Origin of the sequence: Exiguobacterium sp. s145 (assembly GCF_018618835.1) — a bacterium.
GTDB lineage: Bacteria > Bacillota > Bacilli > Exiguobacteriales > Exiguobacteriaceae > Exiguobacterium_A > Exiguobacterium_A artemiae.
The window spans coordinates 92937-108636 of the sequence record NZ_JACSMV010000004.1 but is presented as its reverse complement, the minus strand read 5'-3'; the positions used below and the strand labels follow the sequence as shown (position 1 = coordinate 108636).

Here is a 15700-nt window from a genome sequence, read left to right as displayed (position 1 = left end):
TAGTACAAAACTTCTTTCGCAGTTTATCTTATGCATGATAATTTCTATTGAGTATGAAAGAATATTTTTTGAATTCTTTAAAAAGAATAGTAAATATTTTTCAGAAAATGCAATTGTAAATCAGGAAAACTATATAATTAAAATCTAATAAACGGCAACGCTTTAAGGGGGATGAAGAATGAAGAATAGGATTCATATAATGGGTGCTTCGGGATCCGGAACATCCACACTGGGCAAAGCTTTAGCAGAAGTTCTTCCACATAATTCTTTAGATACAGATGATTATTTTTAGATATCTAAGTTTACTAAACAACGTTCCATACCTGACAGAATAGAAATGCTGAAAAATGACTTGTCGTGTTCCAAACAATGGGTTTTATCTGGAGCAGTTGTAAAGTGGGGAGAATGCTTAGAGTCTTATTTTGATCTCGTTATTTTCTTATGGGTTCCACTAGAAATAAGACTTGAAAGACTACAGCAACGGGAAATAAATCGGTATGGGGAAAAAGTATTACCCGGTGGTAGCAAATATGAACAATCACAAGCCTTTTTGGAATGGGCTGCTCTATATGACAATGCTGGTGTGGAAGTTAGAAGTAAAGTTTTGCACGAAAAGTGGATGGCTGGATTATCTTGTCCGATATTGAGAATTGAAGGAGATTATTCAATTGAAGAATGTTTGTCGATGGTTAAAGCATACTTGAGTGAGGATCATTCGAATTAATTTTGTAATTCATAAGAAATCTTTAATATTTTTACGTGAAGTATTATTTTAAAGATTACATAGTGAAGTGTGATTGAAACGGAGAAACTAAAGAAATCGTGATTCAGTTATTAAAAGATCAGTTTATAGCTATCTTTAACGTAGTCCACGAATCTTTTCCGATTATTAGAAAGTTCTCCCTGTCTCATTGACAGTATTTGATCTTACACAGAAACGTTATACGAAAATTCATTGGAGAGTCGTCTTCCGTATGAAATTCTGAGGCTGGATTTTTAAAAGGATTCCCGAATCAAATGCTTGAGTTAAGTTCGAGAATCCTATTTTTGTTCTCTATTAATTACTGTGTTCGAGATTAAGATTTAACTTAAAGTAGTAAAATAAAAATCTTTTTGTACTTCATTATTGTTCTTTCCTGTATGGCTTGTAATGAAGTTAGATAACTCTTCAATATTTGATGTAGAAATTAAGTTCTTGAAATGATCAATAATGAAATCATAATCTTCAAAGTAAATACTTTTATAACTAGGATTATTAAAAATTAATAAGTATTCTTCATAGTCTCTAGATTTCATCTTATCAATAACTTGGATGAGAATTTCGTTCCAATTTTTCGATCTTTTAGAGTGTACAACATTTTTTACTTTAGATTCATTTTGACTCTCATTATTAATTTGCTGAATATATTGCTCGATTTCAAGTTTTGCGCTTATAAGTTCTTTGCGCTTCATGATATTTAATCGTGGCAGAATTTCTTTCTTATATCGATTATGTTGGTTTTTTCGATGATGCATTTTTATTTTATTTTTTTCTTTATTGTTAGTATGTAGTTTATTTATTTCTTGTATGGCAGAAGGAGCAAGTGCTGCTACACTTCCCCAATTCTCCTTGAGAAATTTTGCTGCTGGAGGAGCTGTTTTTTTCAACAAGTCTAAGACTGGTTTTGCTGGTATTTTCGCCATTTCAATTCTCTCCATTCTTTTTTTATCTTATCATTATTATGACATATTTTAATGGTGCTCAATCTTTTGAAATCATAGATTCTTAAAAATGAAATTTCATTCTAAAACGAGAAGGTGAAAATTATGAGAAGAAATAATGAAATCAAAATTAATTCTTTAAAGAAATACTCGATAAAGTTTGTTAACGATGCAAACGATCCATTTTCAATCATCGGAAAGATTCGCCCAAGTTTTTCGAACGGCGTCTGGTCCTACGAAGAAGAGTTATATGATACTCCCTCTGAAATCCGTTTTCCGGATGACAAACTGGATTGGTCTGCTTATATCGACAGCAATGAAAAAATCGTCTTGTTGGCCTTCTATGAAGACGCGTGCATTGGACAGATCCGCCTCGTTAAAGACTGGAACCGGTTTGCCTATATTGAAAACATCGCCGTCAAAAAGGAGTTCCGGAAAAGCGGTGTCGGTCACTTGCTGCTTGAAGCAGCTGAAACCTGGGCGAAGGAACAATCGTTGATCGGCTTGTCGCTTGAAGCGCAAAATGATAATCTGATTGCCTGCCGTTTTTACGTCAAAGAAGGGTTTGTCCTCGGCGGAGTGGATACACTGAAACAGTCAGCTAATCCTCATATTGATCTGACACTATACTGGTACAAAATTTTTCCCGAAACTGAAGGAACATCCGATGAACAAAGATGAATTAATCGCATTAGCGGAACAGATGTCAATCGATGAGTATGTGTACGATGAAGAACGGGGTTATTCCACGAGTGAAGGGTCGCCGTCTGATTTGGCGTATGAAACGGCACGTCGCTTTCAGGATGTTCAAATGCTTCCTGTGTTAATGGACCTGCTTGAACAGACGAAGCGACTGGAAATGAAACGGTATTTCTACTTTATGCTTGGGACGATTGGAATGAACACAGGTGACGTCCGTGTTGCTGATTTATTATTAGAACGGCTGGCGCAGGAGACGAAGCCGACACTGATTACCAGTATCCTTGATGAACTGGCGAACCAGGAACGGGTGAACGATGCGACGGCTATCATCCGGTATGTGGAGGATTCCCGTTCGGCTATTCGAAATTCGGCGATTGATGCACTCGGCTCCTGTCGGGGGGCTTTAGCAGAAGATGCGTTAATTCGATTTATTATGACTTCCACCGATTCGTTTGAGATCATGAGTGCGAATTTTGTGTTGGCAACCGTCGGAACGGAGCGGGTGATTCCGTATCTGTTACCGCTCCTCGATCATCCGACAGGTGATGTCCGGCACTCGGTACTCCATGCGCTAAGTGAACTCGGAGACGACTCGTTCCTGCCACTGTTTATAAAAGGTTTGGAGGATCGGTCGGTCGACGTCAAAGCATACGCCTTGCTCGGAATTGCGAAACACGGAGATGCATCTGCTATTCAACCGGTCATCAAACGGCTGAAGACGATGTTGAAGCGGCAGCGGCAGATTCAAAGTGATGATGCCTTAGTTGCACTGCGTTTTTTGCATCGCTATCGACAATCGGATAAGACGATTCCGGTGTTATTTGACTGGATCGTCACAAAAAAATGGGATGTCCTGTTTGACGACGAGCAGCAGTGGTTGCAGGAGCATCTCGAAGGTAACAGGTGATTGGCATAATCGAGATGCATCAACAATCAAAAAAAGACGAAACCGGATTAAAGTCCGGCTTCGTCTTTTTTACTTCAACCCGTTCTTTTCAATGATCGCGTCCGACAGACGCAAATCGTTTCGGACCTGTTTCGTCTGCGGTCGGCACATGTCGCGCGCGACCGCTTCTTTTGTCGAGACGTCATAACACGTGCCGTTGCCCGCTTTCCCGGTCAGCTTCGCTTGGTAATAGTAACCTTTATAGCGGAATGAACCGTCGCGAAACGCTGTTAGGTTTGGTTCGTCATCGAGTAACGAGTGTCCTGCCATATACGGGGCATCGAGATTGAGTAAATCGACGATCGTCGGGGCAATATCGATTTGCCCGCCGTTTTCTTGAATTGTTTCACCCGTGTCCTGATTCGGTTTTTTGATGAACAGCGGTACGCGGCGGTCGAGTTCAAAAGCATCGACGGCATTGTCGATTTGCGCTTTTTGCTGCATCTCCCCGTCTTTGTTCGTCAGACCGCTGTCATGGTCACCGTAAAAGATGACGAGTGTGTCATCCCACATGTCTTTTTTCTTCAATTCCTTGACCATCTGTCCGACGGCCCCGTCGACATAACGGATCGTTTGATAATACCGTTTCAGCATCGGATCCTTGTAACTCGACAAATCCAGTTGCTGTTCGTCCTTCGGAATTTCATATGGCGTGTGACTCGTCAAAGCGACGAGGAAGGAAAAGTACGGTTCTTTTAACGTTTCCATGTGTTCAATCGATTTTTGGAAAAATTGTTTATCATTTAATGCCATACCGATTTTCTTTTGTTTCGGATAATCATCCTGGCTGAAAAAATGTTTGAAGCCGATATTTTGATAGACTTGATCGCGGTTCCAAAAGCCTTTTTCATAGGCATGCATGGCAGCCGTGTCATACCCGTTCGTACGCAACAGATCCGGCAGCGCGTCAAACTCGTTATCCGGGAACCGGGTGTAGACGGAACCGGATTTCAACGGATAAAGCGACGTGTTCGTAATGAATTCGGCGTCCGAGGTCCGCCCTTCGTGTGTCTGATGATAAAACGACGGGAAATACAGCGATTCTTTTTTCAATTTGTTTAAGTTCGGTGTTAAGGTCTGACCGTTGATCTGTTGATCGATGACGGAAGCCTGGAATGATTCGAGCTGCACCAAAATGATGTTCGGTTTCTTCGCAGCACCACTCGTGCCGGAAGTCGTATTTTTATCGACTTGCTGTTGTTCGGCCTTCGTCAAACCGTCTGTTGAACCAAGTGCACTTTGAATGCCTCGAACCAGGTCGACTCCGTGGTATCCCCAAAACCCGAGCTGGTAATAGTCACGCATATCGGATACGGACCGGCTGAGATGCTGGTCTTCTTTGACGATGCTGTACGAGAGGGGGACGGCAAACAGAACGGCACCGGTGAGAAAAGTCAGTCCGGCTGTCTTGCGGCGTGTCTTTTTCGCGATAGAAAACGTCCGATGTCGCATAAAGAATAAAAATCCGAGGAAAATCAGGCTGTCCGCAAACAGTAAAAAGTCCTTCGGCAGGATCAAAGCGGCAAATCCGCTGCTGACATCACCCATCTGCATCATCTGTGACATCAGGGAGACGGACAGGAAATCGTTAAAATAGCGGTAATACCACATGTCGGAAATCAGCAACAGGCTGTGGGCGATCAACAGACCAAGCCAAATCCAACGGCGTTTTTTCCATTCAATCAATAAAGTCCAACTTGATAACAGCAGCATGCCGCCGAGGTTCATGAAAAATAGGTCAACCGGGAAAGCTGTATCGGTATAAAAGCTGAACAGCACGAATTTTAACGTGCCCAGTAATAAGTAAAAAGCGTAGCCGAGTCCAATCATCATTTGCTCCTAACGTTCGTCGTAGTCGTGAGATAATCTATACCCTTAACCGGACGGGAACGAACGTTTGAGTCGGCTGTAATGTGGAAAGTCCGTTGACCTGATTTATCAAAAAACATCGGAATAAAGAGAAAAAATGGAATAAAATAGAATTAATCACTGAATTTTGAAAGGATGTTCTACATACATGAACTGGAAACATTGGATGGGAAGTGTCGCGGTCGTCTGCGGAACCTGGTTAACACTGACGACATTGACAGAAGCAGCACCGTACGACATTAAAAAGAATGATCAAGCCATCATCGGGTTTTATGATCTAGAAACGAAGCAGACGACACCGTATCCAAGCGGCGTTTCACCGTATGCGTTCCTGCGGGCGGACTCTGCGGACAAGACATGGTTCCTGTTCCAGGACGATTATTTTGACGAAAGTTTCCAGCCGTACTATTTGATGAACGCCAAAACCGGTACATCGGAAGAAGTAAAGCTTCCGGCCAACCTGGAATATTTACGGGTTCTCGATCAAAATCATTTTATGGCACGTGGGATTTCGGATGCGTTTCATGTAGTAGAGCGGCAGGGAAATGAATTCGTCATCAGCGACACACTAAAAGATGGACGCAGTCCGTCCGTTCAGTGGATCAGTCCAAATCGTTTCTCCCTGATCCGGGATGGGATTGCCGACTGGTACGATGTGAAGACAGACGGGACGTTTGAAAAAGTCCGGACCGTCGAAGTAAACAGCTTTTCTCCGTTGACCGGCGACTGGATTCTTGATTTCAGCAAAACCGCAGTGATTCGGAATGTCGAAACGAATCAGACGTATGCTTTACCGAATAAACGGACTGACCAGATTGTCCGCGGCGCCTATGAAGCGGCAGACCGTTTGTACATTCAATTGACGGAAGAGGACGAGACTAAAGACGATCATCAATCCACTTCTCTGTATGTTTTAAACAAGCAAACAGGACAAGTCACAACACTCGTCGACTATTCCGATCATTTGGCACAAGAACTCCTGACCGACGGACGCGCCGTGTACCGGGTGAACGGACAAACGACGCTGCTCGATTTTAAGGATTACTTGCGTCAGCCGATTGCGATTGATGATCAGACGAAAGCGGACACGGTATTTCTAGAGAAGGCGGTATTGACGCCGGAAGTCCAACTGACGCGAATTGACGGAACGACGGAGCCGCTTGCACTTCGAGATGTTACGTTTACGGGAGACGTCGATCAGGAAAACGGCGTCCGGATTCCGACAAGTCAAAAGCGGATTTACAATACGGCCTATACCGTCGCTTATACGGCAGAAACAGGTGTCGTCCTGAAAGACACGACGCGTTATCAGCATAAACGCTATTTGACGGCGACGCTTGATTCATTGAAAGAAGTCAAAGAAGGAGTCTATACGTATCAGGTTAATCTGGGACAAGCCGATGTACCGGTCAATGTCTTCCGGCAGGATGGAACACGCCTCAACAGTGCGGTATCGGATGAGAAGGGGATGCTGACCATCGGACTCGGCACGACCGGATTACTCGGACAAACGGTCTCGTTTAAAATTGGTGACGAAAATACGTTCGATCAGAAAACGACTGTGCAACGGACGATCGCCGGATACGAAATTCCACGTGTGACCCAGTCGACGAATACGAACTTTAAAACCTTTACGTACCGGTTGGAGAGTAAACAGGACGGTGGAACGTATACCGTCTATCAGGGAAAGAAAAAAATCACAGCCATTCCGGCAACGAAGAAAACGGAAGTGACGATCCCGTATACCGATCAATTGGCCGAGTACCGGATTGTCCGTTCCGGCAGTTACGTCTCGAAATCACTGTCGTTAAAAGACAGCGTGATGTTGTACAGTACGTTAAACAACCCGTTGAACGACGAGCAGACGACGATTGACGGCGCACTTGATGCAGATGCGTGTTACGGAAAACTCTACATCGACGGCAAGTACACAGCGTATATTGATCGGAAGAAAACGCGGATTTTCGCCATCCCGACCAAACCGTTGAAAGCCGGTCAGGTCGTCAAGCTCGTGACACGCAAAGGAACACAACTGCAGGTATCCGAGCAACGGGTCGTTGCAGCCGGTAATCCGACGCTGAAATCGTACACGACGACACTAAGTCCGACAAGTACAGCCTGGAAGGTCAAAGCGACAAAAGGAAAAACGATTGTCGTGACGATCAATCAAAAGCGGTATACAAAAACCGCGACAGGCAAAACGCAGACGATGACGTTCCCGAAACAAAAACGCGGCACACGGGTGACGGTCCATGCGGAATCAATCAAATTACGCAAGAGTAAAATCTTTACGCTGACTGTAAAATAAGGCAGATAGAATACGACTCTTCCACGCTGGAGGAGTCGTATTTGTTATGGGGAAAAACGAATACATTGTAAAATTTAATTTCTAAATGTTGTGGATTTTATGAGTATTTTACTTTAGGATGAATTGGTGCGTGTCTAACAATGAAGGAAAAAATTTCAATTCAATTTTTTCGGCATAAGAAAAAAGTATAGGAGCTAATACAAAATGAATCAACCGAATTACCAAGAAATGCAGCCTCAAAAACTCATTAACACCAAAAGTCAGTTCCGGCCTGAAATCGAGGGGTTGCGCGTTGTCGCCGCCTTGCTCGTCGCGGTCTATCATATCTGGTTCAACCGTGTCTCGGGTGGTGTGGATGTTTTCTTCGTCATCTCCGGCTTCCTGATTACGACGTCGATTATCTCGACAATCAACCGGACGGGTGAATTTCGTTTCCTGCCTTACGTCACGAAACTCATTAAACGGCTGTTGCCGTCGGTCCTGTTTATTTTGGCCGTCGTCCTGATTCTCAGCTCGTTTTTACTGCCGCAATCGATTTTAGAGAAGACGGTTCGTGAAGTCGTCGCCTCGATGTTCTTCTATCAAAACTGGCAGCTTGCCATCTCGAGTACAGATTATCTGGATGCAAGCCAGATGAAATCACCGGTCGAACACTTCTGGGCCCTGTCGATTCAAGGACAGTTCTATATGATCTGGTTCGTTCTGTTCTCATTCATCTTATGGATGGTCAAGAAGTACACGATTCAAAATGCAAAACCGATGATTAACACGATTTTAGGCGTGTTGTTCGTGACGTCTTTAAGCTATTCGATCTATTTAACCGAAGTCAATCAGCCGTGGGCGTATTTCATCACGATGACGCGCGTCTGGGAATTCGCCTTAGGCAGTCTGCTTTGCATCAACCTGTCCTCGATCCACATTCCGAAATGGATGGCGACGTTGATGGGCTGGCTCGGACTGATTGGTCTGGTCCTGACCGGGATCCTCTTTAACGTCTCGCAAATGTTCCCAGGATACATCGCCCTTTGGCCGATGACGTGTGCGCTGTTCATCGTCCTGTCCGGAACACGCGACACGACATTCGGCATCAAACGTTTCCTCGGATCAAAGCCGATGGTCAAACTCGGAGGAATCGCTTTCGGAATTTATTTGTGGCACTGGGTCCTGCTTGAGTTCTATCGTTACAACGTCCAGCAGACACCGGGGATGTTGACAGGAACATTAATCATTCTGTCGTCGATTCTCTTATCGTATCTGATGACGGAATTCATTGAGAAACCGATCCGCAGTGCAAAAGTCGATCGGTCGGCTTTCAAGAAGCTCGGTATCATGATCAGTATCAATGTTCTGTTGATCGGCTCACTCTTCGGACTGAAGTATTTCGAAGAACAGGAATTAAAGAACGGTGTCAGCGCCAGCGATTATCCGGGAGCAATGGCCATCAAGAATCCGGAGAAGACGCCGGAGCACGATCCGTTCCCGTCCTATGCGAACGTCTTTGACGACTTGCCGCTTGTCCACACGGACGGCACCAATCAGGTACTGAGTAAAAGTGACATCAAAGTCGGCGAATACGGTGAGACCAAAGACTATATCGCGACGATTGCCCTGGTCGGCAGCTCGCACTCGGAGCAATGGTTCGGAGCGATTCACGAAGCGGCAAAAGGTGAAAAGTACCGCATCTTGAACATCACCCGCTCCGGGACACGCTTCTCGACGGGTTACGAGGATGACACCTTAAAAGGCATCTGGAACAAAAATGTGCTGGAGTATTTGAAGGATGCTGATGTCGATTTGATCATCTCGCACGTCACGGCGGCGAATTCGACAAAAGATAAGATTCACCAACAGATGGTCGACCAGATGCAGTATGTCAAAGACGAGTACGGTATCGACGGTCTGGCACTCCGGGACAACCCGCGTTACAGCTTCAACGTCCTGGAGTCGCTTGAGACGTCGAGCATCAAAGAAACAACGAAGAAAATGAATGCCGAAGTCAATCAACGCGATGAAGCGTACTGGAAAAACTTCGAACAAACGAATAAGTCCCTCTATAAACTCGACTTGACGGATTACTTCCGTGTCGACGGCGAATTCCGTCCCGTGATCGGGAACGTCGTCATCTACCGTGATATCAGCCATATGACGAATTCCTATGCGGAAAGCTTCGGACCGGTCTTCAAACAGAAACTGAATGAAGTCGTAACGGATATCCTGGAGAAAAAATAATCGGATTAAGCATCAATCAAACTCTTCCCCCTGGTTCAGGCGGAAGAGTTTTTTGATGGCGAAAACAGGTTCTTGGAATAATTTAGGGAATATAACAGGGAACGTAAAAGGGGGAATCATCAATGATAGAAACAGAACTCGCACAACGCTTTCGGATCTTTGCCGAACGGGAGTGCCGCGACTCCAGTCCGTTATACGAATACCTATCACTCGAAATTGCTGAGGATCCGGGCATCCTCGATCTATGCCGGCATGCGCGCGACGTTCAGCCGGTCCCGAACCTGCTGTTTGGCGCCGTCCATTACCTGTTGCTCAAAGGCATCGATCATCCGCTTGCCGCTTATTATCCGAGCGTGTCGAAACAGCCGAATCCGTTTCATGATGCGTTTGCCGATTTTAAGTCATTTTGTACGACATATGAAGCCGAGTTGATTCCGCTCCTTGCGCAACGTCTCGTCCAAACGAATGAAGTCCGGCGTTGCACCTATCTGTATCCGGTCTTCAGCCAAATCCATGAGCAGACACAACAACCGCTTGCGTTGCTTGAAATCGGGACGAGTGCCGGATTACAGCTGCTGTTTGATCAATACGGTTATGAATACGGGAACGGGGAGACGGTCGGGAATCCGGCATCACGTCTTCAGCTGACATCGGTTATCGAGGGGAACGACACACCGGTCATCCCGCAGACACCGCCACCGGTTACGATGCGGACGGGACTCGATCTGAATATCGTCGACTTGAATGATACAGACGAACAGTTATGGCTGAAAGCATTAATCTGGACAGAACACCGGGAGCGGCTCGCGATGTTCGAGGCGGCAGCCGGTTATGTTGAAGAATTACCGTTGAAGCTGGTCGAAGGGGACGGAGTCCGTTTATTGCCGCACTATGCAGCCGAAACACCGGACGACAGCATTCTCTGTATCTTTCATACGCATGTCGCGAATCAGATGCCGCTTGCGGTCAAAAAAGAACTGTTGCACGTCGTCGGGGAAATCGGCCGGACACGGAATCTTTACCATGTGTATAACAACGTCCAGGACCGGTATTTGCATCTCGATGCCTACATCGACGGTGTGTTGACCGAGCAGACGATTGCCGAGACGGACGGACACGGTCGCTGGTTCAAATGGTTAGTTACGCAAGAGGTATAATTTTTTCTTGAATTCAAGATAAAAAGCGTTACTTTATCCAAAAAACGGGAAAAGACGACATGTACCTCCATCGTCCGTCACTGTTTTTGAAAAAAGGAGCGAAGTCATGTCTAATGTGAAACTGGCTGTCATCTATTACAGTTCGACCGGAACCAATCATCAACTCGCCACCTGGGCGAAAGAAGCAGGAGAAGCGGCCGGCGCTGAAGTCCGCCTTGCGAAAATCAAGGAGACGGCACCGGCAGAAGCGATTGCCTCGAATCCACTCTGGCAAAAACATACCGATGCGACACGCGACGTCGAAGAAGCGACACCCGACCTGCTCGACTGGGCGGACGCGATCATCTTCAGCGTCCCGACCCGTTACGGACACGTTCCGGGACAATTCCAACAGTTCCTCGATACGACAGGCGGTCTTTGGGGACAAGGGAAACTCGTCAATAAAGTCGTCAGTGCGATGTCGTCTGCGCAAAACCCGCACGGCGGACAGGAAGCAACCGTCCTTGCCGTCTATACATCGATGTTCCATTGGGGTGCCATCGTCGCAGCACCAGGGTATTCGGATCCGGTCCTGTTCGCAGCAGGCGGAAACCCGTACGGAACGACGGTCACTGTCGATCAGGACGGAAACATGGTCGAATCGGTTGAACCTGCTGTTCGTCACCAGGCGAAACGGACGGTCGATATCGCCAGCCGCATTAAAGGATAAGGAAAAACCGCGCCGTTCCGAAAAGGAACTGGCGCGGTTTGCTTATGCATTAGGTTGTGTTAACGGTAAATCGACCGTAAACGTCGAACCTTGTCCTTCGATTGATTCGACATGGATTTCGCCGTCGTGGGCACGGGCAATCTCACGACAAATCGATAACCCGAGTCCTGTTCCACCGATTTTTCGGGTATCCGAATTATCGACACGATAAAACTTTTGGAACAGTTCGCTCATCGCGGAAGCGGGAATTCCGATTCCGTGATCGGTAATCGCGATGGTTACCCGATTAGCGTGTTCCGTCAAACGAACTTCAATTGAGCCGCCTGCCGGGGAATACTTAATCGCATTGTTAATCAAGTTTCCGAACAGCTGACGAATCTTTTTCGTATCGGCCTCAATCAAGAGCGACGAAACGTCAGTCAAGATGCGAATGGTATGTGTAGAAGATGAAAGACTATGAAGTTGCTTCAAATCCTTCAGCATCGCAAGTAGATCAAACGGTTCGAATGTATACTGCTGCCGGTTGGCTTCCATCCGTTGCAGGTCGAGGAAGTCGTTGATTAACAAGGACAGTCGTTCGGTTTCCGAATGGACCGCTTTCAGATATTTCTTTTGACGATGTGGAGGGAGATCCCGTTGGATCATCAACTCGGTGAATCCGTAAATCGACGAGAGAGGTGTCCGTAATTCATGGGAAATTGTTGAGACGAGTTCGTTTTTAATTCGGTCAATTTCGACTTCATTCGTCACGTCACGTAAAACGAGAAGAATCCCGCGGAATTTTCCGCCGTAATGGATTTCTTCCGAGTATGTCTTGATGAAACGTTTTTCACGATCGATCGAAAAGGTAATACCTTCTCCGGTTTCACGATTAATGAAGGTTTGGTGCAGATATCGTTCGAATTCAGAGAGCTGATCCACGCGATTTTTCAGATAGGTGATCGAGTCGTCGATTTCAATCAACCATTCTGCTTTCGAGTCGACGGCAGATGGGTGATCGAATAAATCGAGTAACGGACGATTGATTAATTGAATCGGTCCGTCGGGTTCGATGTAGACAATCGATTCGCGGATCGAGTTCAACAAGCGGGCCGTTTTTTCCCGTTCCCGTCCAATCTCGTCAAACGTCCGCATCCGGAGTAACGATAAGGCCAGCTGACGTGCAAAGGCAGCAAGCTCTTCTTGTTCCTGCGGGTCAAATGGATGATGGAGACGCATCAGGTAGATATAGGCGATGATCTCATCGGTGCTGGCATCAAGAACCGGTGTGATGGCAACCGCGCGTTGGGCAAACTGAGCGATGTGCGGCACTTTATCCTTTCGTGCGCGGCGGATGACAGGTTCGATCGTCGCAATTAAATCATCTTGTTCTTGTTCCGTCAGGCCGTAGGAAATGATATTCGTCACCGTTGTTCCTTCTTTGAAGATCAAGGAACCGTTCGTTGAATCGGTAATCTCGACCATCTTTTCGATGACGGCCGGATAAGCGGTGACTGTGTCACGGGAAGCAAGCGTTTCCGTCAGCTGATTCCGGATTTTCAAGTGTGCTTCGTTCCGTAAGGTGAGTCGCAGCGCTTGTTCTAAATTATCATTGGATGACATCAACCGGTGTTTATTATCGGTCAGGGCCGTCGCCATTTGATGGAACGATTTGCTGAGCTCACCGATTTCGTCGGTCCGATTCATCGGAATCAGCGGTGCGGTATGTTGCCCTTGGGCGAGCAGCTTACTTTCTTTACTGAGGAGCTGGATTTGACGTGTCGTCCGTTCGATGAACGGTCGAATGATCAACAGGATGACAAGAAAGAGAACCAGTAAGTTGACAAGCCAAATCCATTCCGCATATTTCGTTTGCTTGATTAGTTTGTCCTTGGCCATCATTTCTTTTGCCTGGAGACTCGTCCGGTAACTCGTGAAGACACTCTCCATCGTGTTGACGCTTTTTCGCATCGTTTCGCTGTCGGAAGCATTCATCTTAAATTTCCGGTCCGGATCCTGTTTGACCTGCGGCATCATTGATTTCAAACTTGGCATTTGCAAAAATGCTTCATTGACGGTGCCGTCTTGTTTTGCTTTGACATATTTAATTAAACTCGGCATGACGAACGTCGTATACGACGTGTACAGAGAGCGGACGTCGTCTGCATAAATTTTATCCCCACGGTAAATCCCGTTTTCTTCAAACCATTTCGTCTGTGTTTCGAGAGAATCTGCTTTTTCCTGAACCGTTTTAAGTACGTCATCATCTCCAAAGACAAGATAACCACGCATCTCATACTGTAAGGACTGCCAGTCGTCCCACAAGGACGTCGCCCGTTCCTGACGCTCACTGATCGCATCAAGACTTTTTTTTGCGTCCATCACTTGATGGTTTGTATAAAAATAAGCAGCAATCGAAGAGACGGAAAGGGTAAGGAGTATGAGGTAAAAAGCAGACATGATTTGCCGGCTGATTTTTTGATTGAACCATTTTTTCATATGATTGTGGATGCCCCTTTGCTTCAGCGTTCCGTATTGAACATAGATGTAATTACTATACCTATTTCTTACCGTAATCGTACATTTTTTAGACTCAGAAATACAGTGTTATTAGAAAATTATCTTAAATACAAGAAATTCATACCAGAAAGTGCTAAATCAAGGGTAAGGATTAAGTTGAAGGGCAGATGTCCTTTGGCAGGGAGAATGCAGAAGTACTAACAGTTTGAAATGAAAGGGGAGAAGAAGGATGAATTATCGATTTTTAGCGGTGCTGTTCGCAGCGGATGCTGCCATCCTCATTATCGGAGGAATGTTGCTGCGCGATACATTTCAGTACGCACCGGTCATCGGCTGGGCGGGAGGACTCCTGTCATTGTTTGCGGCCATCGTCTTTTCAATGAAACGTCAAAAAAGCAGATAATCGAAAAACAGGATGTTCTTTCTCTTTCGAGAAGAACGTCCTGTTTTTTAGCTTAATGCTGTTCGACGACAATTTTACCAATCGTCTTGCCACTTTCGACGAGGCGGTGGGCTTCTTTTAAATTCTCTGCATTCAGTCCGATCAACGTCTGAGTGACGGTCGTCTCAAGTGTTTCTTCCTCGAGCCAAGTCGCGATGCGGGTCAGAATTTCATGTTGGCGAATCATGTCCGGTGTCTCGAACAGGGAGCGGGTGAACATGAACTCCCAGGCGAAAGTGGCACTCTTTTGTTGCAAAGCGCTGAGATTGAGTGCCTGGTCCGTCTCGACGATACTGCAGATAGTCCCTTGCGGTGTGATGACATCGACCATCGCATCAAAATGCTGATCGGTCGCATTCAGACAAAAAACGTAGTCGACATACGAATAACCGAGTTGTTCAAGTTGTTCCCGGAAATCTTCGTGATGGTTAATCGTATGATGGGCGCCGTGTGCTTTCGCCCAGTCGATCGTTTCCGGACGGGAAGCGGTCCCGATGACGGTCAGGCCGGCATGGTTCGCAAGTTGTGTCGCAATCGATCCGACACCGCCTGCTGCACCGATGATTAGAATCGTCTTCTTGAGATTTGATTTGGCATCAAACGTGATATGCATTCGGTCAGTTAAAGCTTCATAAGCTGTCAAGGCAGTGAGGGGAAGCGCCGCCGCCTCGCTGAACGTCAAACGTTCCGGCTTCTTCGCAACGATTCGTTCGTCGACGAGCTGGAATTCACTGTTGGAACCCGGACGATTGATGGCGCCCGCGTAGTAAACTTCATCCCCGACGGAAAAGAGGGAGGCGTGATCACCGACTTCAACGACGACGCCGGCTGCATCATAGCCGATGATTTTCGGTTCCTGTTCGTCCGTGCCCTTAGCCCGGACTTTCGTATCGACCGGATTGACGGAAACGGCTTTAATTTCGACTAGCAGATCGTGTCCTTTTGCGACGGGACGTTCCAGTTCAAGATCAATCAGACTGTCGGCTTCCGTAATCGGTAAGTGTTTGTGGAATCCAATGGCTTTCATCTGTTGCATGACAAAACATCCTTTCAGAGATAAGTATCTTTTGAACTTTTCCACGCGTCATGAAAAACGAAACCCGTCTGAAATTAGAAAACCGGTTTCCTTCCTGTGAGG

The 15700-nt window shown here is 46.1% G+C and carries 11 protein-coding genes and 1 pseudogene; 8 read left to right on the top strand and 4 right to left on the bottom strand.

Annotated elements, in window-relative coordinates; genetic code table 11:
- The first annotated feature begins 178 nt into the window (after nt 1-178).
- Nucleotides 179-724, top strand: a pseudogene (locus KNQ07_RS06325) (ATP-binding protein).
- A gap of 359 nt (nt 725-1083) precedes the next feature.
- On the opposite strand, the gene KNQ07_RS06320 reads toward KNQ07_RS06325, so the two are convergent.
- Nucleotides 1084-1683 carry a hypothetical protein gene (locus KNQ07_RS06320; RefSeq protein WP_214765478.1) on the bottom strand — a complete coding sequence of 200 codons (600 nt, stop codon included), beginning with the start codon at nt 1681-1683 and terminating at the stop codon, nt 1084-1086.
- A gap of 123 nt (nt 1684-1806) precedes the next feature.
- Between KNQ07_RS06320 and KNQ07_RS06315 the strand changes: the two genes are divergently transcribed.
- Nucleotides 1807-2382, top strand: a complete 576-nt coding sequence (locus KNQ07_RS06315; RefSeq protein ID WP_214765475.1) for a GNAT family N-acetyltransferase — start codon at nt 1807-1809, stop codon at nt 2380-2382.
- A complete protein-coding gene (locus KNQ07_RS06310; protein ID WP_214765472.1) occupies nt 2369-3310 on the top strand; it encodes a HEAT repeat domain-containing protein in 942 nt (313 codons plus the stop codon). Before KNQ07_RS06315 ends, KNQ07_RS06310 begins: the two co-directional genes overlap by 14 nt.
- A gap of 69 nt (nt 3311-3379) precedes the next feature.
- Here the strand turns inward: KNQ07_RS06310 and KNQ07_RS06305 are convergent, their stop codons facing one another.
- Nucleotides 3380-5182: an LTA synthase family protein gene (locus KNQ07_RS06305; protein WP_251139489.1), complete on the bottom strand. Its 1803-nt coding sequence runs from the start codon at nt 5180-5182 to the stop codon at nt 3380-3382.
- 184 nt (nt 5183-5366) lie between these two features.
- On the opposite strand from KNQ07_RS06305, the gene KNQ07_RS06300 reads away from it, so the two are divergent.
- From KNQ07_RS06300 to wrbA, 4 genes are all read left to right on the top strand, one after another.
- Nucleotides 5367-7526 (top strand): hypothetical protein, encoded by a 2160-nt coding sequence (locus KNQ07_RS06300; RefSeq protein ID WP_214765470.1) that lies wholly within the window; start codon nt 5367-5369, stop codon nt 7524-7526.
- A 204-nt stretch (nt 7527-7730) separates the two neighbouring features.
- Nucleotides 7731-9755 (top strand): acyltransferase family protein, encoded by a 2025-nt coding sequence (locus tag KNQ07_RS06295; RefSeq protein WP_214765468.1) that lies wholly within the window; start codon nt 7731-7733, stop codon nt 9753-9755.
- Between the two features lie 122 nt (nt 9756-9877).
- Nucleotides 9878-10912 (top strand): DUF2332 domain-containing protein, encoded by a 1035-nt coding sequence (locus tag KNQ07_RS06290; protein WP_214765467.1) that lies wholly within the window; start codon nt 9878-9880, stop codon nt 10910-10912.
- 106 nt (nt 10913-11018) lie between these two features.
- Nucleotides 11019-11621, top strand: a complete 603-nt coding sequence (gene wrbA / locus KNQ07_RS06285; RefSeq protein ID WP_012371621.1) for an NAD(P)H:quinone oxidoreductase — start codon at nt 11019-11021, stop codon at nt 11619-11621.
- A 42-nt stretch (nt 11622-11663) separates the two neighbouring features.
- Here the strand turns inward: wrbA and KNQ07_RS06280 are convergent, their stop codons facing one another.
- A complete protein-coding gene (locus KNQ07_RS06280; RefSeq protein WP_214765465.1) occupies nt 11664-14099 on the bottom strand; it encodes an ATP-binding protein in 2436 nt (811 codons plus the stop codon).
- A 250-nt stretch (nt 14100-14349) separates the two neighbouring features.
- On the opposite strand from KNQ07_RS06280, the gene KNQ07_RS06275 reads away from it, so the two are divergent.
- On the top strand, nt 14350-14523 hold the full coding sequence (locus tag KNQ07_RS06275) for a hypothetical protein (RefSeq protein ID WP_012371618.1): 174 nt from the start codon (nt 14350-14352) through the stop codon (nt 14521-14523).
- A 52-nt stretch (nt 14524-14575) separates the two neighbouring features.
- On the opposite strand, the gene KNQ07_RS06270 is transcribed toward KNQ07_RS06275, so the two are convergent.
- Complete coding sequence (locus KNQ07_RS06270; RefSeq protein WP_214765531.1) at nt 14576-15589, bottom strand: zinc-binding alcohol dehydrogenase family protein; 1014 nt, start codon at nt 15587-15589, stop codon at nt 14576-14578.
- Between the last annotated feature and the right edge of the window lie 111 nt (nt 15590-15700).

Excerpts from the sequence above, each read along its gene's own strand:
- KNQ07_RS06290 (WP_214765467.1), top strand. The coding sequence starts at position 9,878 with ATGATAGAAACAGAACTCGCACAACGCTTTCGGATCTTTGCCGAACGG.
- KNQ07_RS06305 (WP_251139489.1), bottom strand. The coding sequence starts at position 5,182 with ATGATGATTGGACTCGGCTACGCTTTTTACTTATTACTGGGCACGTTA.
- wrbA (WP_012371621.1), top strand. The coding sequence starts at position 11,019 with ATGTCTAATGTGAAACTGGCTGTCATCTATTACAGTTCGACCGGAACC.
- KNQ07_RS06320 (WP_214765478.1), bottom strand. The coding sequence starts at position 1,683 with ATGGCGAAAATACCAGCAAAACCAGTCTTAGACTTGTTGAAAAAAACA.
- KNQ07_RS06270 (WP_214765531.1), bottom strand. The coding sequence starts at position 15,589 with ATGAAAGCCATTGGATTCCACAAACACTTACCGATTACGGAAGCCGAC.
- KNQ07_RS06310 (WP_214765472.1), top strand. The coding sequence starts at position 2,369 with ATGAACAAAGATGAATTAATCGCATTAGCGGAACAGATGTCAATCGAT.
- KNQ07_RS06275 (WP_012371618.1), top strand. The coding sequence starts at position 14,350 with ATGAATTATCGATTTTTAGCGGTGCTGTTCGCAGCGGATGCTGCCATC.
- KNQ07_RS06295 (WP_214765468.1), top strand. The coding sequence starts at position 7,731 with ATGAATCAACCGAATTACCAAGAAATGCAGCCTCAAAAACTCATTAAC.
- KNQ07_RS06315 (WP_214765475.1), top strand. The coding sequence starts at position 1,807 with ATGAGAAGAAATAATGAAATCAAAATTAATTCTTTAAAGAAATACTCG.
- KNQ07_RS06280 (WP_214765465.1), bottom strand. The coding sequence starts at position 14,099 with ATGAAAAAATGGTTCAATCAAAAAATCAGCCGGCAAATCATGTCTGCT.
- KNQ07_RS06300 (WP_214765470.1), top strand. The coding sequence starts at position 5,367 with ATGAACTGGAAACATTGGATGGGAAGTGTCGCGGTCGTCTGCGGAACC.